The 20,674-nt window shown below is 37.8% G+C and carries 23 protein-coding genes; 9 read left to right on the top strand and 14 right to left on the bottom strand.

Annotation, left to right across the window (positions count from 1 at the left end; translation table 11 throughout):
• The 7 genes from fliL to fliF form a co-directional block, all read right to left on the bottom strand.
• Positions 1-483 carry a flagellar basal body-associated protein FliL gene (gene fliL, locus LW139_RS12790; protein ID WP_006533151.1) on the bottom strand — a complete coding sequence of 161 codons (483 nt, stop codon included), beginning with the start codon at positions 481-483 and terminating at the stop codon, positions 1-3.
• 177 nt (positions 484-660) lie between these two features.
• Positions 661-2,064 (bottom strand): flagellar hook-length control protein FliK, encoded by a 1,404-nt coding sequence (locus LW139_RS12785; RefSeq protein WP_247850043.1) that lies wholly within the window; start codon positions 2,062-2,064, stop codon positions 661-663.
• The gene (gene fliJ, locus LW139_RS12780) at positions 2,064-2,510 is read right to left on the bottom strand and encodes a flagellar export protein FliJ (RefSeq protein WP_006533149.1); all 447 of its coding nucleotides are present in this window, start codon (positions 2,508-2,510) and stop codon (positions 2,064-2,066) included. The genes LW139_RS12785 and fliJ overlap by 1 nt, the downstream gene beginning before the upstream one ends.
• Positions 2,511-2,546: 36 nt before the next feature.
• The gene (gene fliI / locus LW139_RS12775) at positions 2,547-3,914 is read right to left on the bottom strand and encodes a flagellar protein export ATPase FliI (protein ID WP_247850042.1); all 1,368 of its coding nucleotides are present in this window, start codon (positions 3,912-3,914) and stop codon (positions 2,547-2,549) included.
• On the bottom strand, positions 3,914-4,633 hold the full coding sequence (fliH, locus tag LW139_RS12770) for a flagellar assembly protein FliH (protein ID WP_109407805.1): 720 nt from the start codon (positions 4,631-4,633) through the stop codon (positions 3,914-3,916). Before fliH ends, fliI begins: the two co-directional genes overlap by 1 nt.
• On the bottom strand, positions 4,626-5,624 hold the full coding sequence (gene fliG / locus LW139_RS12765; protein ID WP_109407804.1) for a flagellar motor switch protein FliG: 999 nt from the start codon (positions 5,622-5,624) through the stop codon (positions 4,626-4,628). Before fliG ends, fliH begins: the two co-directional genes overlap by 8 nt.
• Positions 5,621-7,348 (bottom strand): flagellar basal-body MS-ring/collar protein FliF, encoded by a 1,728-nt coding sequence (gene fliF / locus LW139_RS12760; RefSeq protein ID WP_166539692.1) that lies wholly within the window; start codon positions 7,346-7,348, stop codon positions 5,621-5,623. Before fliF ends, fliG begins: the two co-directional genes overlap by 4 nt.
• Positions 7,349-7,624: 276 nt before the next feature.
• Between fliF and fliE the strand changes: the two genes are divergently transcribed.
• The gene (fliE, locus tag LW139_RS12755; RefSeq protein ID WP_004248328.1) at positions 7,625-7,936 is read left to right on the top strand and encodes a flagellar hook-basal body complex protein FliE; all 312 of its coding nucleotides are present in this window, start codon (positions 7,625-7,627) and stop codon (positions 7,934-7,936) included.
• Positions 7,937-8,402: 466 nt separating this feature from the next.
• Here the strand turns inward: fliE and LW139_RS12750 are convergent, their stop codons facing one another.
• The 3 genes from LW139_RS12750 to LW139_RS12740 form a co-directional block, all read right to left on the bottom strand.
• On the bottom strand, positions 8,403-9,029 hold the full coding sequence (locus LW139_RS12750) for a hypothetical protein (protein ID WP_247850041.1): 627 nt from the start codon (positions 9,027-9,029) through the stop codon (positions 8,403-8,405).
• A gap of 164 nt (positions 9,030-9,193) precedes the next feature.
• The gene (locus LW139_RS12745; protein ID WP_109407801.1) at positions 9,194-10,420 is read right to left on the bottom strand and encodes a hypothetical protein; all 1,227 of its coding nucleotides are present in this window, start codon (positions 10,418-10,420) and stop codon (positions 9,194-9,196) included.
• Between the two features lie 57 nt (positions 10,421-10,477).
• Positions 10,478-11,128: a hypothetical protein gene (locus tag LW139_RS12740; protein WP_247850040.1), complete on the bottom strand. Its 651-nt coding sequence runs from the start codon at positions 11,126-11,128 to the stop codon at positions 10,478-10,480.
• 249 nt (positions 11,129-11,377) lie between these two features.
• Here LW139_RS12740 and LW139_RS12735 point away from each other — a divergent pair, with 249 nt between their 5' ends.
• The gene (locus tag LW139_RS12735) at positions 11,378-11,548 is read left to right on the top strand and encodes a DUF2933 domain-containing protein (RefSeq protein ID WP_166539695.1); all 171 of its coding nucleotides are present in this window, start codon (positions 11,378-11,380) and stop codon (positions 11,546-11,548) included.
• Between the two features lie 70 nt (positions 11,549-11,618).
• On the opposite strand, the gene LW139_RS12730 is transcribed toward LW139_RS12735, so the two are convergent.
• Entirely contained in the window at positions 11,619-11,990 is a 372-nt protein-coding gene (locus LW139_RS12730) for a DUF4440 domain-containing protein (protein WP_247850039.1), read from the bottom strand.
• A gap of 153 nt (positions 11,991-12,143) precedes the next feature.
• On the opposite strand from LW139_RS12730, the gene LW139_RS12725 reads away from it, so the two are divergent.
• From LW139_RS12725 to LW139_RS12705, 5 genes are all read left to right on the top strand, one after another.
• Complete coding sequence (locus tag LW139_RS12725; RefSeq protein WP_208105127.1) at positions 12,144-12,482, top strand: GlpM family protein; 339 nt, start codon at positions 12,144-12,146, stop codon at positions 12,480-12,482.
• 54 nt (positions 12,483-12,536) lie between these two features.
• Positions 12,537-12,767, top strand: a complete 231-nt coding sequence (locus LW139_RS12720; RefSeq protein WP_166539698.1) for a DUF6500 family protein — start codon at positions 12,537-12,539, stop codon at positions 12,765-12,767.
• Between the two features lie 104 nt (positions 12,768-12,871).
• Positions 12,872-13,087, top strand: coding sequence for a hypothetical protein (locus tag LW139_RS12715; RefSeq protein ID WP_006533140.1), 216 nt, complete (start codon positions 12,872-12,874; stop codon positions 13,085-13,087).
• A 351-nt stretch (positions 13,088-13,438) separates the two neighbouring features.
• Positions 13,439-14,572 (top strand): hypothetical protein, encoded by a 1,134-nt coding sequence (locus LW139_RS12710; protein WP_227335579.1) that lies wholly within the window; start codon positions 13,439-13,441, stop codon positions 14,570-14,572.
• A 164-nt stretch (positions 14,573-14,736) separates the two neighbouring features.
• The gene (locus LW139_RS12705) at positions 14,737-15,192 is read left to right on the top strand and encodes a GNAT family N-acetyltransferase (protein WP_227335578.1); all 456 of its coding nucleotides are present in this window, start codon (positions 14,737-14,739) and stop codon (positions 15,190-15,192) included.
• A 153-nt stretch (positions 15,193-15,345) separates the two neighbouring features.
• On the opposite strand, the gene fliT is transcribed toward LW139_RS12705, so the two are convergent.
• Genes fliT through fliD form a run of 3 tightly spaced genes read right to left on the bottom strand, consistent with a single transcriptional unit; the run spans position 15,346 to position 17,554 of the window.
• The gene (fliT, locus tag LW139_RS12700; protein WP_166539701.1) at positions 15,346-15,699 is read right to left on the bottom strand and encodes a flagellar protein FliT; all 354 of its coding nucleotides are present in this window, start codon (positions 15,697-15,699) and stop codon (positions 15,346-15,348) included.
• A gap of 18 nt (positions 15,700-15,717) precedes the next feature.
• Positions 15,718-16,116, bottom strand: a complete 399-nt coding sequence (gene fliS / locus LW139_RS12695) for a flagellar export chaperone FliS (RefSeq protein ID WP_023581844.1) — start codon at positions 16,114-16,116, stop codon at positions 15,718-15,720.
• 19 nt (positions 16,117-16,135) lie between these two features.
• Complete coding sequence (fliD, locus tag LW139_RS12690) at positions 16,136-17,554, bottom strand: flagellar filament capping protein FliD (protein WP_247850038.1); 1,419 nt, start codon at positions 17,552-17,554, stop codon at positions 16,136-16,138.
• A 386-nt stretch (positions 17,555-17,940) separates the two neighbouring features.
• Here fliD and LW139_RS12685 point away from each other — a divergent pair, with 386 nt between their 5' ends.
• Positions 17,941-19,026: a FliC/FljB family flagellin gene (locus tag LW139_RS12685; protein WP_247850037.1), complete on the top strand. Its 1,086-nt coding sequence runs from the start codon at positions 17,941-17,943 to the stop codon at positions 19,024-19,026.
• A 316-nt stretch (positions 19,027-19,342) separates the two neighbouring features.
• Entirely contained in the window at positions 19,343-20,464 is a 1,122-nt protein-coding gene (locus tag LW139_RS12680; RefSeq protein ID WP_166539704.1) for a FliC/FljB family flagellin, read from the top strand.
• Positions 20,465-20,674 lie beyond the last annotated feature (210 nt).

Raw genomic sequence — 20,674 nt, 5'->3', positions numbered from 1 at the left:
TTATCGCAGAATAAACGTGGTAAACAGTACATCGGAGAGGATCTGTTCAGATTCTCCCGGTACGAGAGTCGGTCTCAGCGTTTCTTTTACATCCGTCATTAGCTGGAGTTTTCCATTGTCTGTCGCAAGCTTGTTAGCTTGTTGACGAGAAAGCAGTAATAACAAGCGGCTACGAACTTCAGGTAAATAATCATGTAGACGCTTACGAGTGTCTTCATTATGCAATCTTAGTGTGATCCCTATGTAGAGCACTCTGTCTAAGTGTTCTTCGTCATCAATTAGATTTACCGTAAAGGGCTCTAATGACATAAAAACGGGTGCTGGTATAACTTTTTGCTGACTAGTGCCCGCTGAACCTGATTTAGCATGCTTCAATGCCCACCAACTATATCCACCGAATGCCGCTGCAATAATGGCGATCACCAATAATACGATGATCAGAATTAAGCTATAGCTTTTACGTTCATTGCTGTAATTAGACATGGACAGTTAAATTCCTGTTTTGTAGTGGATACGTGTTCACTGTTGTGGACTTCCATATCCATCTAAATCAACCTTAATTATCCCGCTATTTCTGTTTTTTAATGGCAGAAACAGATAGGGAAAAAACCATTAACTCTTACGTTTATTGACATAGTGTGTCCTCCCAATACATTTGTATTAGGCAAAAATATCAACACCACCACGAGCAGATGCTAATTCTTGAGGCGTAAGGGTTATCTTTTGTAGTGCCGGTTCAGAGGCTAATTGCATTGAATTACCCTCTCTTCCTTGATGATTATCGGCACCATCTCCACTAAATTGAGAGGAATCTGACATATTTTGTTGTTGCCAACTGTCATTAGTGTCGCTAGACACCTGACTTTGCGTGAGCTGGATCCCATTTTCAGAGAGGGCTTGACGCAATTGATGCATGGCATTTTCTAATACAGAACGAACTTGACCACTTTGTGACGCAAGGTGTAACTGTGCTTGCCCATCTTCTATTTTCATGCGGATATGCAATGAACCTAGCTCTTCAGGGTGTAAACGTAACTCAGCTTTCTGTAAACCATTACGACTAAACATGACAATTTGCTGGTTAAGTTGTTGTTGCCACTCAGGGGTGCCCACTTGTGCATTTAAAACCTGTGTTGCCATTGGTGAAAATTGCATTTGTGGTTGTGTTGATGAGTGAGCATGGCCCGTAATGCCTTGTGAAGCAAAAGAAGGTGAGTTAGTGAGTGTGTTGTGAAGGTCGCTTTCTGCAACACGGTTACCTGCCGCCATTTGCTGCGCAACATTGTCTGCTAATTTTGCATTTACAGCTTGTTTATCGCCGTTTAGCAATGCATTCACTTTTTCTGCTGTTGGCGTTAAAAGTGTTGCGATGCTATCGACTTTTTTCGCAGAAGGTTTTTCTGCTTGATTAGCACCAACAAGTGTACTTTGTGTTGCTAATGTCGCTGTCTCTGGGCGTAGCTGGGTTAGCAGTGACTTTTCATCTGATTTCGATAGATTGAGCTTGTCGGTAAGGTTGAAGTCCGACATATCGCTATCTTTTGAAATAGAGCGTGCTAATGAGGCTAAACCTTCACCACGTTTAACTGATTGAGGCTGTTGTAATGCTTGAGTCAGTTGTTCTGAGGGAAGGGTAAGTCGTTTTAATCCCGGTAGCCCTGCTAATTGAACGGGAAGCTCTGCGGCAAGTTCTTCAGCTGACATTAATGATGAGGCGGTTCTATTTTCAACAATCGCTGCAAATTGTTCATTATCAGGCAATGTAAGCGTGAGTTGAGATGTATCTAGAGAAGGCTCTTTTATCACGTTTGACTCGGTGGAAACAGACGCAAGCTGACTATCGTCTTCTTTTGTTTTGTCTTCATCTGAGTGTGAGTGTGTTTTATTCTCTTTGGTAGAATGGTTTGTGATATTGGCTGTCTTTTTATCACCCTGTGCTTGTTGGGGTTGAGAACCCAAAAGCTGAGCGAAAGTCGGGGCATTATCACCGGGTTGACTCTGGGTAGCAGATGCCGTTCCCGGGGAGGCTGCAGCGACATCCATGGTCAGAAGCGTTATCTCCATCAAGTTGTTCTCCGTAAAGTACTACGCTGTGCGTACTCGTCCATTTGTTTCTGTTCAATACGATCGAGATGTCGCTTACGGCTATCTTCGGCACGTTGCTCCAAAGTCTCAAATGCATTGAGTCGTTGCTGTTTTTCTCGCCATTGTTCAGTTGCAAGATCGAGTTGCGCCTGCCAATGTTGAAGTTGTTGTTTATGTTGTTCGATAGTCAATTCGAGCGTTTTGAGAAATTGTTGGTAGTTTTGCCACGATGCTGACGACATCCCCCCTAAATTCAACGTTTCGTTTAGACGTACACGGTATTCATCCTGATACCCAATCAACATATTGAGTTGCTGTTCCATTTGTTGATGACTCTGCCGGACCTGAGCCAGTTGAATAGCGGCTTGTTCAGCCGCTGTCTGTGCCAGTTCTCTCAGTGTCACTAAAGGTGACTGCTCCCGCATTGGAACCCTCTTTACTTTCTCTGATTATGTTCAGAATTAGTTTACTGTGATCAGTTGATTAAGTTGCTCACATGCACTTTGATAACTGCATTGCTCTTGGATATCTTGTTGTAAGAACTTCGCGAGAGACGGATAAAGAGCAATTGCTTTATCCAGCATTGGATCACTACCCGCGGCATAAGCGCCCACATTAATTAAGTCTCGGTTACGTTGATAACTTGATAAGAGCTGTTTAAACAGCTGTACACGACGGTAATGTGTTTTATCAATTAGCGATGTCATTGCTCGGCTAATAGATGCTTCAATATCAATAGCAGGGTAGTGCCCTGATTCAGCAAGTGAGCGAGAAAGCACAATATGGCCATCTAAAATGGCGCGCGCTGAGTCTGCAATAGGATCTTGCTGGTCATCACCTTCCGTTAAAACGGTATAGAAAGCCGTGATAGAACCACCACCATCAACGCCATTACCTGCACGTTCGACCAATGCAGGTAATTTAGCAAAGACAGAAGGTGGATAGCCTTTGGTTGCTGGTGGTTCACCAACAGCCAGAGCAATTTCACGTTGTGCCATACTGTAACGGGTAAGTGAGTCCATAATTAACAGGACATGTTTACCTCTATCGCGAAAATCTTCAGCAATACGTGTGGCATAAGAAGCACCTTGCATACGAAGCAGTGGTGATACGTCAGCTGGTGCGGCAACAACAACAGAACGAGCTAGGCCTTCAGTACCAAGGATATTCTCGATGAAGTCTTTAACTTCACGACCACGTTCACCGATTAAGCCAACAACAATGACATCCGCTTGAGTAAAACGAGCCATCATGCCTAATAGCACACTTTTACCCACACCTGAGCCTGCAAAAAGCCCCATACGCTGACCGCGACCAACCGTTAATAATGCATTAATTGCACGTACACCTACATCAAGAACATCTGTAATCGGTGTTCTTTGTAATGGGTTGATCGGTGGCGTAATGAGTGGGGCACGATAACCTGTATCCGGTGGTGGTAAACCATCTAAAGGGTAACCAGAACCATCTAAAACACGTCCTAATAACGCATCACCTAGTGGTAATTGGCGACCTTCATTTTCACCTCCAGGTGTGGCTTGGGCATAAACACGAGCCCCAGGCGTTAATCCCTCGACATCCTGTAAAGGCATTAACAACATCTGGCTACCATTGAACCCAACCACTTCACTTTCAACTTCTTCAACCGTTTTGCCAATGGTACGTTCGATTAAACACGTAGAGCCAAGAGGCATAACTAGCCCCTTAGCTTCCATGACTAAACCTGTTGCTCTGGTTAAACGGCCATATTGACGCACACGTGGAATTTTATTTAAACGTGCTTCTGCTTCACTGAGTTTTTCTAACCAACGCCCCAATCTTGCTGTCATTACAACGCCTCCGGTGCAGCAAGACGGCAAAGCTCATGCCAACGAGTTGCAATCGTGGCATCAAGATCGCCATCATTTGTTACAACACGGCATCCACCCACATGAATACTGTTATCGGCAACCACTTTCCAACCATGAGCAGAAAGGGAATCACCCAGCTCTTTTTCAATTTGTGGAATATGTCTTGGATTCACTCGTAACTGTGGATTGCTTGAGAACATTTGTTCTTGTTGCAACATTAAGGTTATTTGTGCAAGCAATGCAGAACCATCGCAGACAGCAGGTTGACCCAGAACTTCTTTGGCTGCTGTAAGGGCAATTTGCATTAAGCGTGATGCAATCACGCTGTCTAGTCCATTCAGTGAATGTCTAAATTCAGCTAATAACCCTTGCCACTCATTAATTAATGGTGATTGTTGAGCAATGCCTTGGCGAATACCTTCTTCAATACCTGATTGTAATCCAGCCTGATAGCCTTCCTGATAACCCTGGTTTTTCCCTGCCTCAAAGCCTTCAGCGTGGCCCAATTTCTGGGCCTTGTCTTTCATGTCATCAAGCATATTAATTTGCTCAAGAACTTTCTGTTGCTGAACAACTTCTTTTTCCTGTTTTTCGACTTCCTTTTCGTCTTCTGTCGTTTCCTCGACAGTTAATGCCCAATCAGTGAGTTCTTTGGGAACCCAAGGCTTCCAGTTAGTATCAGTATGTTTATCAGACATAGGTATCGTCTCCTCCATGAAGAACAACCTCTCCAGTCTCTGCTAATTTGCGTACCACAAGCAGAATTGCTTTCTGCTCTGCTTCCACTTGAGACATACGAACAGGGCCGCGAGAATTCAAATCATCACGCATGATTTCAGCAGCACGTTGCGACATATTGTTGAGGAAGTGATCGCGCAGCTCTTGTTCGCATCCTTTCAATGCCACAACCAAGGAGTCGGATTCCACTTCCTGTAGAATGCGCTGGATAGAACGGTTGTCGATATCGATAAGGTTTTCGAACAGGAACATTTCGTCGATAATCTTTTGTGCCAATTCGCCGTCGTAATCGCGTACCGCAGTAATAACATTCTCTTCCTGCTGGCTTTTCATCAGGTTGATAATTTCAGCAGCAGTACGAACACCACCCATTTTGCTGCGTTTGAGGTTTTGACCATCAAGCAGGTTATTCAGTACTTCAGTTAACTCTGCTAATGCTGACGGCTGAACACCACCAAATGTTGCGATACGTAACATCACGTCATTACGTAATTTCTCATCAAACAGGGCAAGAATATCCGCCGCTTGACCCCGTTTGAGGTGAACCAAGATGGTTGCGATAATCTGCGGATGTTCGTCGCGGATAATATCGGCAGCCATTTGTGGCTCCATAAAGTTAAGCGTCTCGATACCTGTTGTTGTTTCACGGGTTTCAGAGATCTCATCTAACAGATTATTTGCACGTTCTTCACCCAGTGCTTTGACCAGAACAGAGCGCAAGTAATCGTTCGCATTCACATTCAACGCTGCATATTGAACAGCGTCTTCTTCAAAGCTTGCCATAACATCAATCAATTGCTGATTTGAGATATGGCGCATTGATGACATTGCAATACTCAGCTGTTGAACTTCGCGCGTACTTAGATGTTTAAATACTTCCGCCGCCCGGTCTTCACCGAGTGTTAGTAACATAACGGCGCTTTTTTCGGTTCCAGTTAAGTTATTACTCATTGCTCTTTACTCATCCATTCACGAATTACCATTGCAACGACACGAGGATCTTTCTCTGCCATTTCACGGATACGTTGGCTTTGCAATTCGGCACTGACACGTTTACGTGCTTGTTTACGTCTTGCTTCGTCATCTAATTCTGTTTCATCAACATCATCTTTAACTTGTAGCTTCGTTTTCAGCACGGCTTTCTGTGCGGCAATTTCAGCTTCACGGCGTTTTTCAAGCTGTGGTTTCACCAGTTTGCGCCATAAGATCCATGCGATGATGACAAGTAATAACCAGCGACCTAAATCTAATGCTTTCGCAAGAATTTCTGGGTTTTCCCATACAGGAACAGTAATTACTTTCTCTTCAATATCATTGAACTGCGAGTTCACGACACTTAATGAGTCACCACGTTCTTGGGAATAGCCCATCGCTTCACGAACAAGTCCTTCAATTTGCTGAATTTGTTCATCAGTAAGCGGAATTTGTTTAGTTTCAACAACAGGCTCTTCGCCTTCAGCCGCTTCTTTCGTATCTTCAATCGTTTTATAGTTCACGATGACAGCAACAGAAAGACGTTCGACATTACCCACAGGGCGTTTTATATGACGAATTCGGCGATCAACTTCATAGTTGGTTGTTTCATCTAAACGGCTATTACTGTTTGGATTACGCGTTAATGTACGATTAGTGCCCGTTGTATTGGCTTCATCTGTTTTCTCATCTTCTTGCGCTTTTGGTGTTTCAATTGGCGCTTGAGGTGGAGCAACAGGTTGATTAGACAATGCTCCTGGTACACCGCCCGCTAACATGCCACCATTTTGCTCACTTTGGCTCAATTGTTTTGAACGCACAGCTGCTTGATTAGGTGGCTGATTCGGCTTGTACTCTTCAGCGGTTTCTTCGGTATGAGAGAAATCAACTTGAGCAGTTACCTGAGCATGAACATTTCCACGACCCACGATTGGACCAAGTAATGTTTCAATACGTTGTTGGTAGCGGCTTTCTAGCTCTTGAACATATTTTAGTTGAATAGAGTTAAGGTCACGACCTAACGCATCAGGTTGTGTCAATAATTTTCCACTTTGGTCAACGATGGTCACACTGCTATCAGGCATCCCTGCAACACTGCTTGCAACGATATGCACGATGGCATTAATTTGACCTTCATCCAGCGCTCTACCCTGTAAAAGACCCACCGTAACGGATGCAGAAGGGGATTTCTGTTCACGAACAAAAAGGGATGGTTTTGGTAGTGCTAAATGAACACGAGCATTTTGTACAGGACCTAATGTCTCGATAGTGCGAGCAAGCTCACCTTCAAGTGCACGTTGATAGTTAATCTGTTCACTAAATTGGCTGATCCCGAACTTTTCTTTATCTAACAGTTCAAAACCGGCAGCACCGCCTTTAGGAAGTCCCGCTTGCGCGAGTTTCAGGCGTAATTCATGAACCTGATTGTCAGGCACCATGATCGCTGCGCCATTTTGTGACAAGCGATAAGGTACGTTCATTTGTGTTAACTGTGTGACAATTTCGCCACCGTCTTTATCGCTAAGATTACTATAAAGCACCTTATAATCAGGGCTTTGTAACCATAAAAATGCAGCAACAAAAATGGCAATTGCCGCCGAACCCGCAATAATTAGCGGAATTTTCGGATCGGCTTTTATCCGGTTAATAATGGCGTTAAAACCTTTTTTCTGGTTCACAACGTCGGTTTTTTCGGCATTCATAGACAATCCTTGCCTTGTAGTTCGGGATGAATACTAAAAGCGTGGCGTAACAAAACAGACTCCCCTTACGCAAATAAATAAACCTACTCTCAGGTGTCTCATTATTGGCCTTTTGCGTTTCATTTAATGGCGTAATTAGCCCTTAACTTTTGCGTCAATTACTCGCTTTGGAATGAAGCCCCTGTGTTAGGGTATAACTCGGTAAGCGTGTTGGTTCACTTCCTTACTATGACATTGATTCAGTAATTGAATTAGATGATTAACGCAGAGGTTTATATGTCAATTCCAGCTATTGAAAGTGTTCTGGATAAAATGCAAATCCAGACTTTGCAAGCATCCAATATTGCAAAACCCCAGCCAGTACAAGCAGGGTTTGCTACTCAGCTTGTTCAAGCTGTGGGTAAAATTAATGAAACTCGAGTGAATGCAACCAACAAAGTGCAAGCGTTTACCTTAGGTACACCCGGTGTCGAATTAAACGATGTGATGGTAGATATGCAAAAATCCAGTATCTCATTACAAATGGGCGTACAAGTGCGTAATAAGTTGGTCGCCGCTTATCAAGAAATAATGTCGATGCAGGTGTAGTACCTTATCATTTGATAAAGGTGGCTTTTCTTTTATATAGCTATAAAGAAGCACCTAATCAAAACAGAATGGGGCATCTCGCTCAACGTCATTGAATGGATGATATAAGCTTTCGAATGTAATTAAACATTCGAATACTTATACTATTGTCTGTTATTTATGGTGATGAGTGCCCCGATTTGTGCACAAAGGATAAACACATCATTTTATTGATGTGCGTTTTTGCACATCTATACGAAAGCCACTCACTCTTTTATCTCTTCTTAGTATTAAAAACGGATAAAAGCGATTATCAAATAAGTGACTTAACCCATTATTTTATGAAACAGCAATAATATGAATAATATTAGATATGGCTGGTTTAATAAGAACTAGCCATATTTTTTATATTTAATAAAAAATACATACTAGATTTTTTCTTAGAGTAAGCACAATCCTTTATCATTCGATTTTTAAAGTTTTAGCTTTAATCAGTTTCTAATGATGCATTACATTGTTTTCTGATCTCTTTGATATTTCTTGATAAATCGTCAATGTATATTTCAGGATAAAAAAAGTAACTCACGGAAATATCATAATTTCCTTCCTCATTTTTCTTGTGTTGAACTTTCTGATCTTGGTTTATGATATCTCTAGAACTAAAATAAGAACGTTGAATATTATTTGCATCATAAGTAAGAAATCCACCATCGCTGGTAGTAACTACTTTTTTATATTGGCTATATTGAGAATCAAGACTTTTGATAATATTATTATCTTTAACTTTGAATTTATTTAAATCATTTGTTTCATAGGAGTAGACAACGCCATACAATCCTGTGAACTTTAATTCTTTGAATTTTTTATAAAAATAAACCTTATAATTTCCTTCTTTTTTTCCATCAATAATTTCATCAAAGGTTATTGCTGTCATTGGACAGGTTGAGGGATATTTATCGATAGGTTTTATTACAAAATTTGTTGTCTTCTGAAAATCATTAAATGACATTCCCCATGTTAATCCCAATGGAGCGGGTTCGTTATAAATAGCGTTTTCTGCACAGGCACCAAAACTAATTAACGTCATATAGCCTATAATCATTTTCTTTTTCATAATTATCTCATATTTATTGGTATTCATGTTTTGAGCATAGATATAGAAAAATAACATCGATTAATTATCTGTTAGTACAGGTTACTATCACCCAATACACCTTATATTCTTATTTTGAAATGTATTTACGGTATATTGGGTAAGAAACTCCATAGATACATAGATTATTGGGGATAATCCGACAGCTTTAATAAATCCTGTTCAAGGCAGTCCGCACGAGACTTTTGATTGTAATCGAGATCTGCTCCAGTTTTCCCGTATAACTGTTTTTTTGAAATATAATATTCCATATCAAATAGGTACGGATTATCGCGCCATTCCTTATAATCTTTACCTGATTCATAACTTTTCCACACTGATGGACTAACTTTTTTTAACTGGTCAAAAGGTGGAGCCTTAATTAATTTCTGGATATCTGCTGGTAATGTAGCTTGCTTTTCTGAAGGTAGAGCTCCTAACCGCCATAACGCCAGAAAACTTCCTTGTCGTACTGCTGTAATAAGATATTGCATTTTCTGTGCGGGGTCACGGGTTAAATCGGCTAGATATACACCAGCTAATGGGGCGTTACCTTTAGCGAGAGCTTGCTGATACAGTTTTATTCGTTCATCAACAGAAAATACCAATTTATGATCATTGTGCGTAGCCGCTTGATAACAGTAGGCTGGACCATAGTCATTAGCGAGTGCTTTGTTTAGCCAAAAAGTACGAGTTTCTGGATCATGATTGCTGGCATACCATAAATTTTTAAATCCATAGCGCGTGATATAACTACTTTTTGCCAGAAAAAGCTGAGCAGCAGGATTATTTTTATTGGCTTCTTCCTTCGCCAGTGCTAATTCCCGTTCATAATTTTCCTGATTAATCTCAGGCTCAGGTTTGGGGAGAGTGATCACTTGAGCATCAGGTGGCATAACACCAGAATTACTGATTTTTTCTACGTTTATTATCTGGAGAGATAGATGTAGAGGTAAAATAAATATATGATCGCCAGTAAATTTTTCATCAGACTGTGGCTCTGGCGGTGAGCGAAGAATGGAAGTGTATGGTTCGCCTTTTTTCACTTCACGGAGTACACCCACTCCGTTTACCCCCAGAGAACAGTTCGGAATTATAATACTATCTTTATTTTCTTCATTATATTTTATAAGAATTGCTTTTTTTTCAATGTATCGTTTATTACCAATCCCATAAAAAAACAGGTAATCAGAAGTATCATTTTTTGCTTTCTGAATATAAAAGGATGGTACCTGTGTTTCTGTAGAGATGTAAGTACCGACGAGGGAAGGGCAGGATAAGTATGATTGATGAGTACAACCTGTCAGGCTGATAATACCTGCCAACGCCGCTAGTGAAAATAATAAGTGTTTTTTAAATTTCCAGTTATACATAGTGATATCCTTAAATAAAAATACTTATAAATGAACCTAACGATAATAACTTGAAGTTCAGGGGGCACTAAGCAGAATAATATAAAGTGGTGCTACTAAAATAAGACTTATCGCTTGAAATGGCATTACTGCAATTGTTTTCAATGTATCTGATGGCGTTAAATGTTTGGAATAATAATTAACGTTAACAAAAATAGGCTTAGGTAAGGAATATTTATCTAATAATTCATCTTTATTAGATAAATTAACCATCTCTCCATTAGCATAAAATTTGCCAATAATAAAAAATCTATTTTGATAATTAGGTATCTGATTTTTAATCATTTCCTCATCGCTATTAGACTGATAGTTGCTGCTATAAAAATGATAAATACTGGCAAGTTCATCGAGTTCATCTATAGTGAAATCTTTAGGATCTAAATAAATCATATAGCTACCGTTAACAATACTCCCTGTTATTCCTAGGCTAGCGCTAAAATAAATCACTTTTTGATTATATTTAGATGTGGCAAATTTTTTCAATGCAGTAATAGCCTCACCTTTAAAATGATAATTAGTAGAATCACTAAGGATATATAAATTATCATTTTCAATAAGTGCTGATTTAACCTTAATGATATCTCCACTTTTGTTGCTATCAATTTTTGTATATGAAGAACAGGCAGTAAGAAATAAAACCATCAATAGTATTTTAAAAAATATTTTCATTGAAACCTCCATGTTAAATAAGTTTTTAAATCTTATTAGTGACTTATAGCAAACAATACTTAAATATAATTAAAGTATAGCAGGGGATGAATAAAGTTGAATTTTATAAAGAGAGTTATTGTGAAGAAGTTCAAATTAAGGTGCGGAAAGGTAATTGACAAACATACGGATTAAATAACAAATCCATACTAGACCTTCCTCTTAGAGTAAGGCCTATCATCTTTTTAAACGTGATTTAAGGAGATGATTATGTGGGAACTTCTAAGAGATAATTGGTTTATTTTGATGTTATTACTTTGCCCGTTAATGCATCTCTTTATGCATAAACATCATCATGGTGAAAACAGTTCACATGATTGCTGTAAGAATAAAAAAGAAACAACGGCACCAGAAAAAAAGAAAACACATTTAGATGCTTAAGAATGCGACTTTATATTGCTTTTGAGCTAAATAATGAGATTTAGCTCAACCAAATTTCTTGAGATGTGTATTATCCCTCCGATTTTGCTGTGCCTTGATGAAACCGTAGTTGCCAATCATCGTGAGAGTTTTTTATCCAAATAGATGAGCGATAAGTTTGTTTTATTTTTTTGTTATCTTCTAATTGATAACTGACATAAGTTAGCAGCACCGCATCATCACTTAGTTGTGAAGCTTGATAGTTTTCTGAATAAATCTCTATATTGCTATTGTCGCTTGTAAGGCTGTTAATTGTGTCTGTTTTATTAACGCAAATACCAGAGCGACAAAATTCCATAAACTCATTATGTAAAAGTTGAATAAGTACGTCTGTATTTTTTCGATGGGTACTTTTGTGAAGTGTTTTTTCTTGTTGGATTAGTTTTTTATAAAGTTCGGTCATATTTATCTTTGTTTTATGGTTAGATACATAGCATAGTGGGTTTTATCATCAAAAGTATCATACTATTTTAAACCACAAAAAATAAAATCAGCTCACATACAAATATGAATAGGTATGATAGTACTAAGATTTCTATAACTTGATGAAAAAATAATGGGTTTACTGGTTAAGGCACTGATAGGTGCGTTTGTCGTGGTGTTAATCGCTGTTTTATCGAAATCTCGCCATTACTATATTGCGGGATTGGTTCCGCTATTTCCCACTTTTGCGCTTATTGCACACTATATTGTGGGTTCTGAACGCTCTATTGAAGCGTTACGCACCACCATTATTTTTAGCCTATGGGCAGTTATTCCTTATATGGTTTATCTAATTTCACTCTATGTGATGATTAACTATGTCAAATTATTTACGGCACTAGTTACGGCAGTGATTTGCTGGGTTATTGCTGCTTGGTTACTTATTCAATTATGGAACAAATTTCATGGATAGGGTCTTTGCTCTATCCTATTTATTGGCATGTTGAAAAATAAAAATAGAGAGAATATGAGAAAATTACTACAACAAAAAATAATTCAAATATGTAATGATAAGATTTCAGCCAAAGGAGAGGGCGTGGGATTATCCTTTTATGCTTTTTTTGCAAATAAAAATGACAACCCTGAATTATTAATGGAAGCCGCAACATGGTGGATAATAACGCATAAACTGGATCACTTTGAAAAAGCAGTAAAAATAAAAAAATTAGTGCAATCAGAAATGGAATATCACGCCTGATTTTTCTACAATACGGTTCATTTTTTTATAAAACAATTTTATTAAACTAAAAATTATTGATTATTATCACATTAAAGCGAGTCATAAACCGCTATGGTAATTACATGATTAATAACGTAAACGGTGATGATATGGAATATTGGTTTATTGCGTATAAAGTGCGTTCCAGAAATGGTGATACCTACGCCGGACATAAAATTGTAGAAACAGAAAGTGGGATCACACCCCATATTGCGTTAGATAAAGCATGTCAGGAAGTTGCTGAAGGGGCACAAGCTGATATTCCTGCGGTGAGAGTAGTTGCTTTTAATCGTTTATAAGATATTCTACCTAATAGAAAATCCTGCATTTATTTAATGTGGGATTTTTTTTATTTAAATTTTAAATTTGGTTATTTAATGTTCTTTTTATAAGCTGATTTACTAATAGAAATAATAAAAAATAAAGAATTCATTTATATTATTTAATTACATTGATCTGATAGAGTTTTTTCATTTCTTTTACTTAAATAAAATTCAATTATGTGATCTCGACTCTGCTAATTCATTTTTTATAATTGAACAAAAAAAGGCTTATAGGTAATGTGCTGGTGGGCTAAGGAATAGCTCAATACAAGGAAATAAAAATCATTATTTTGATTTTTTAGTCATTATTAAAAGGAAATTTACACTATGACAGTATTAACCGTTTATTTATGTGGTACCAGCTCTAACTCATTTGATAATAATAATCCTACCTTTTGGCAAGGGGAGTTAGTTGCCACTTTAGCGCAAAATAACCAAGGACGAGAGTTCGCACAGTGGTTTATTGTTGATGGCCCAGGTAGTGGTAATCTACAAGAGGATGATTTATGGGTTGAAAGCCCTAATTACTCTGATATTAAAGGTTCGCTATTTGGTAGTGGTTGGGAAGAAAACGTCAACCATGCGCTTTGCTTAATGAAAGGTAACTTTGATTGGCAACGTGAAAAATTGACAGAAGAGCAGTATAACCAACTAAAAAAAGCGGGCATTCCTATTGATGATGTTAAGGTAACAGGCTCTTTTTTATGGCGTAAATATGACTATGGCGATCGCCATGTCACTCAACAGCAACTCCAACAACAAATTATTCGTATCTTCCGTAAAGATGGCATTATTCCAACACAAGTTAACCTCGTGGGCTGGAGTCGTGGTGGTATTACTTGCCATATGCTAGCAAATGCGATGTTGGCAGATCCTCAATTAAAAGATATTCCAGTAAATATTTTTGCGATCGACCCTGTTCCTGGCCCTCTGAATTTCCAACCTGAAAAAGTCACCTTGGGTAAAAACGTCAAAGAATATGTTGGATTTTATGCAAAAGATGAACGTTCAAAAGGATTTACTTGTGTGATCCCAACAGTTACATCTGAGACTAAAATGCATATTTTCCCTATTTCAGGGCGTCACGCTACATTAGTAGGTAATGCGTCTATTGATGGTAGTGAAGGTGAAAATGCACTATATGCACCGGGTTTAGTGGTTCGCCATTTTGCAGAAGTTTGTTTAACCCGTTGGGGCTGTGATTTAGCCAATAAATTAGCTTTAACGGATGCACAAATTACGGGCTATCACACCGATATTGCTAATGATGCAGATAAATATACAGCAATGCGTCGTAAAACCTATTCTATCCATGAAAGCACAGGTAAAGATGAACGTAAGGTTTCACTAGGTAAAGAGGGTAAAGCATTCTCTGAGATCGTTGGCGTACAATATAATCCATCAGCAGGTTTAACTGCAGATTATTTATCAGATAAGCAACTTTATGACGTGATTAAATAAATTATTATTTATCAAATTACTATGAGCTAATATGTCGCCTACACTACGTGGGCGATTTCTATTTCACTCTTTATATTAAACAAAACGATAAAATAAAGCTTTTTTCGATAATATTACATTATCATTGAGTGCTTTTTATTACTTTAAACCACGGGATAAAGCACATGAATTGGATTTTAAAATCATTTTCACAACTCACCACAGATGAGCTATATGCTATTTTGGCCTTAAGAAATCAGGTTTTTATTTGTGAACAGCAATGTGCTTATCAAGATCTGGATGGGATTGATCAAAATACATTGCACTTGTTTGCTAAAGAAGAAGATAGCCAGCAACTTATTGCTTATGCACGTCTGTTGCCTCAAGGCATCGCATTTAAAGAAGCCTCAATAGGGCGGGTGATTGTTGCTCAAAATCAGCGGGGAAGTGGTATTGCACATCAGTTAATAAAAGAGGCGATTGCAACTACGTGCCGTCAATTTAATACCCATACAATCAAAATAATGGCACAGGCATATTTAGTCTCATTTTATCAATCACATGGTTTTGTTATCGATTCAGAAACGTATCTTGAAGATAACATTCCACATATTGATATGGTGTTAGTACAATCTGTTTAATCGGTGTAATCAAAAAAATAAAAAAACAAAAGTAGAAAAGGGTAAACGTTGATTTTTACGTTACCGATAACAAATTAGGCTGAATAATAAGAGTGACTTTTTCTAAGTAAAGACGCCATTAGCTAATAAAACCGCTTTTGGCGCAGAGGAGAGTTATTTAAGATTGAGATCAGGATAATAACTATGTTCTGTAAACTGACCATAGCTATTTTGTACCCTCTGCTCTTGTTCAGTCTGTCTAATTAACACGCCGAGCTCATCTAGACGAGCCCGTAATAAATTTCGCGTCTCATTTTCGTTTTCTAAGATTTTCTTTAGCATATCTGTGAGGCGTTGTTGTAGTCTCAGCTCACCGTCAGCCGGTTTTATCATCTTAGTGATACTTTCAACGCTTTTTAAATAATCCATTTCCATTTCTATCAGCTTGTCCCATTGCTGATCTTTGGCAAGCGTTAACATTTGCTCACTTGATTTTAAAACCTGCTCGTAAGCCGCCATAATATCCATATTGTTGTCCACTCTAATTTAATAAGAATTAATCTGTGTGCCGATTTGTTGCCAAGCATCAGAAATTTCAGTTAAGAGCTTGATGACTTCATGAATTTTTTCTGGGTTATTTTTTAAGTTAGCATCGAGTAGCTGATTAACCATATAGTCATAAAGGAGCTCCAGATTCTCTGCAAGCTCGCCCCCTTTCTCTTTATCCAGACCTTGTTTTAATCCGTTACCAATAATATTAATGGCTTTAGAAATATTTTCGCCTTTACCAGCAATATTTCCTTGTTCCATTAATATTAATGCACGGCGAAGGGCGCTAAGCGCCCCATTAAATAGGATCTGGATCAGCTGGTAAGGCGTGGCATTTAAAATCTCGCTTTCAACGTCGATTTGAGCATACATTTTACTGGCTGATTGTTGATACATAGTGTCCTACTTTTAAAAATTACATTAATAAACGGCCGATTGAAGCACTGGAGTTAGTCATGGAGTTAACCATTTTATCTAACTGTTGGAACTGGTTTTTATAACGTTCCATCGTGGCTGCAATGTTTCGTTCCGTGTTTTTAATTTGTTTATCAAGCGTTTTTTTACGTTTTTTCACACCATCAGTGGCGATATCTAAAGTACCATCATTAGATTGCAGGGTTTTCTTTAGGTAATTATAGGTTTGAGTACCAAAACCTGTTTCTTTACCGTCACCCATAAAAAACTCTTTCACGTTGGCAGGTTTTTCTTTTAACGCTTCATCCAGTTTTTTATTATCGATCTCTAAAGAGCCATCGACCTTAAACTTAATACCCATTTTATTTAGGGTATCCATTTCAACGCCTTCTTGAGAACGAGTCACAAAACTTTTTAGCTCAGACATAATCATACGGCTAGTACCATCGCCGAGTAATACGCCATTATCTTTCGATGCTGCTTCACCTTTCTCTACTTGTGTATATTTAGTCAGAGATTTATAGGTACTATTTAGATCGTTATAAGCGTCTGTCCAAGCCTTTATAGCCTCTTTCATTGGCTCAATATCACGGGCAACAGTGACTATTTCAGGCTTATCTGCTTTGTCTTTATTATCAAAAGTCGTTTTTTTAAGATTTAAGGTGATACCTTCAGGTGCATCTTTAATCTCATTAGTTTGGCGCTCAATATCAATACCATTAATCGTTATTTGTGCATTATTTGCAGGAACGATTTGTTGCATTGCACCACTACTCGTTTTAGTTGAATAACTAATAAAGTCATTCAATTTGTTATCACCTTCAACAGTGATTTCCATTTGAGAATCAGTTCCTTCTTTACGAGAAGTCAGAACTAAATGGTTAACACCATCTTTGGCTTTAACAATAGTGGCAGAAACATTACCCTCTTTTTTATTGATTGCATCACGCAATTCGATAATAGATGTTTGCTTATCTGTTAACTCAATACGTAATGGTTCTTTCTCACCTTTTTGAGTTATTACTAAGGTGCGTTTATTCCCTTCACCTAAGGTTTCACCTATAGGAGTTTCAATATCAGGAATTGCTTTTGATTTCAGTGTCTGAGCATGAGCTAATTCTTTAATTGATACGGTATAGTTACCGATACTGGCTTTACCATCCGTCGTCACTTTAAAGGCATCAAACTCATCATCAACTTTAGTTGCAACAATCTTGTCGAATTTTTTTAAGTCTTCAGAGGCTTTTTGTAACTTATCAAGTTGGCCACGAATTTTACCGTAAGCGGTAATTTGCGCTTCGTAGCTTTTCATCTGTTTATCAAGGGGCTCAAGGCGTTTATTTTCCGCCGCCTCTAATTGTGCCAATGTTTGGCTAAGAGGCATCCCTGAGCCCGCTCCTAGTGAAGCAATACCAGCCATACCAGTCTCCTTTCTGTGTTCGTAAAATAATCCTCAAAAAGTGTTATCGGTAGAATCGGCGAAAAGTTTACGTCTATTTGGTATTTTTGATGAGTGAAACAGGCTGCCATATAGAAGCCTTTTATTGCCATTGGTGACCAAAGTCGAATTTAGAAGGGAAAAAAAGGGCTGAGACGAAAATTGATAAAAATTTAATAAAAAAATAATAAATTAATTTCTTTGTTTATCATTGACTTGATATTAATTCTATAAAAAAACACAGAAATATTTGTAGGAAAAGTTAAAGGTTGTATGTGGGGTGCCGATAAACTTGTTGCCGGTGATTAACACCGAAAATGAATAGGCAAACTTTTATTTTATCGACTTGATTTTAAAGGAATCTAGCTATGGCACAAGTCATTAATACCAACTATCTATCTCTGGTAACTCAAAACAACCTGAACAAATCTCAGGGAGCTTTAGGAAGTGCAATCGAGCGTCTGTCTTCTGGTATGCGTATCAACAGCGCTAAAGACGATGCAGCAGGTCAAGCGATTGCTAACCGTTTCACTTCAAACGTAAATGGTTTAACTCAAGCATCACGTAATGCGAACGATGGTATCTCATTAGCTCAAACAGCTGAAGGTGCTCTGAACGAAATCAACAACAACTTACAACGTATCCGTGAGTTAACAGTTCAAGCTAAAAATGGTACTAACTCAACTTCAGACGTTAAATCAATTCAAGAAGAAGTTGATGAGCGTTTAAATGAAATCCAACGTATTTCTGACCAAACTCAGTTCAATGGCGTTAAAGTATTAAGCGAAGATACTGATATGAAAATTCATGTTGGTACTAACGACGGCGAAGCAATCAATGTTTCTCTGAAAAAAATTGATAAAACTGAACTGGGTGTGAACGACTTTAAAGTGTTCACAGAAAAAGAAGGTGTAGCAATCACTGGTGGTGCAGCACAAGACGTTGAAGCTTTAGGTGGTACTGCAGCTAAGAAAATTCAAGATACTGCTGATGACGCTGAAGTAACTGTTGCTAAACGTAAAGAAGGTACTAAAGAGTTTGATGACAAATTTATTGCTACTAAAGGTGGTGATAAATTTGAAGTAACTTCTAAATCAATTGATGCTGATGGCAACGTTAAGCTAGTTTTAGGTAAAAAAATCGAAGATGATGCTAAAACTGCTTCTAAAGTTGAAGTTAATGAGACTTCATTAGCTACTTTAGATGACGCTATCAATAAAGTTGATGCTACTCGTTCTAACTTAGGTGCGATTCAAAACCGTTTTGAATCTACTATCAACAACCTGAACAACACTGTTAACAACTTATCTGCTGCACGTAGCCGTATCTTAGATGCTGACTATGCAACAGAAGTTTCTAACATGAGCCGTGGTCAAATCCTGCAACAAGCTGGTACTTCAGTACTTGCTCAAGCAAACCAAGTACCACAATCAGTTCTGTCTCTGTTACGTTAATTCGTACACTGACACAAAAGATACCTTTCTATATCCAAAAGGTCCTCGTAAGAGGGCCTTTTTTTGTTTTTGTATTTTATCTTTAAATCCACTCTTTTTTAGCTTTTATTTTTCTCTCAATTTAATTCTCTTTTCTTTTAACTCAATAAGTTCTTAAAAATTAACTGACTGGCTTTTATTGCTATTTTCGCGACGCCAAAAACCGTAAAACCCTCGAAATTGATGACGATAGTGTTTAGGCAACGTTATTACAGTGACGTAATAACAAACCTATTCATGAAAAAAATATTTTAAAATCAAGTCGAAGGAATATTGTATGGCACAAGTTATTAATACCAATTACCTGTCTTTAGTGACCCAAAATAATTTAAATAAATCCCAAGGCGCTTTAGGCACAGCCATTGAACGTTTATCTTCCGGTATGCGTATCAATAGCGCAAAAGATGATGCGGCAGGTCAAGCGATTGCTAACCGTTTTACTGCAAATATTAACGGCTTAACTCAAGCATCTCGTAATGCCAATGACGGTATTTCTGTTGCTCAAACTACAGAAGGGGCATTAAACGAAATTAATACCAATTTACAACGTGTTCGTGAATTAACTGTTCAAGCTAAAAATGGTACTAATTCAAATTCAGATATTAGCTCTATTCAAAATGAAGTCACTGAACGTTTAGCTGAAATTAATCGTATCTCTGAACAAACTCAATTTAATGGTGTAAAAGTATTGAGTGGTGATACAGAAATGAGCATTCAAGTCGGTACTAACGATAAAGAAGCGATTAAATTTAAATTAGATAAAATTGATAATGATGTTTTAGGTGTTGGAAACGATAAGTTATATACCGAAGCAACAGTTAAAAAAGGTATGACTGAAATCGGGACTGCTGTATCAGCAGGTGATCTTGGTTCAATTTTAACGGGTGCAACTAAAATGTCAGGTAATGACACTTTATCTGCATATAAGGAAGATGGTAAAGAAGTCAAAGGAAAATATATCTATCATGATGATACTGGTTCTAAAGACTATTTGGTTTCAGCATCTGACCTTGAATTAACAGGTACGACAGCTAAAAATGAAGTGAGCATAAAAATAACATCAAAAAAACCAGCTAATGAATTTACAGCCAGCACTGGTGTTGATGTAAAAACATTAACCGTCAATGATGATGCGCTAGAAACATTAGATTCTGCCATTAATAAAGTTGATGAGGCACGTTCTAAATTAGGTGCGGTACAAAACCGTTTTCAATCGACTATTAATAATTTAAATAATACTGTGAATAATTTATCTGCTTCACGTAGCCGTATTTTAGATACAGATTATTCAACTGAAGTATCCAATATGAGCAAAGGCCAAATTCTGCAACAAGCGGGTACAGCTGTGCTTGCTCAGGCAAATCAAGTTCCACAATCTGTTCTTTCTCTATTACGTTAATCCCATTTTTAAATAATCCTCAAATTATACCCACTGCAAGATTTTGTAGTGGGTATTTTTTCATCAAAACAATCGTTTTTTTAATTAATCATTTATGAGTATTTCAACTCGCTAATTAGACGCTAAAATCTCACAAAATAAAATACTATGATTTATATGTTATTTTTTTATGAACAGAATGCATATTCAATGCGTCGATTTCTTTTAATG

This window comes from Proteus vulgaris (genome assembly GCF_023100685.1).
Classification (GTDB): domain Bacteria; phylum Pseudomonadota; class Gammaproteobacteria; order Enterobacterales; family Enterobacteriaceae; genus Proteus.
The sequence above is the reverse complement of the archived record's forward strand: the minus strand, read 5'-3'. Positions and strand labels throughout refer to the sequence as shown.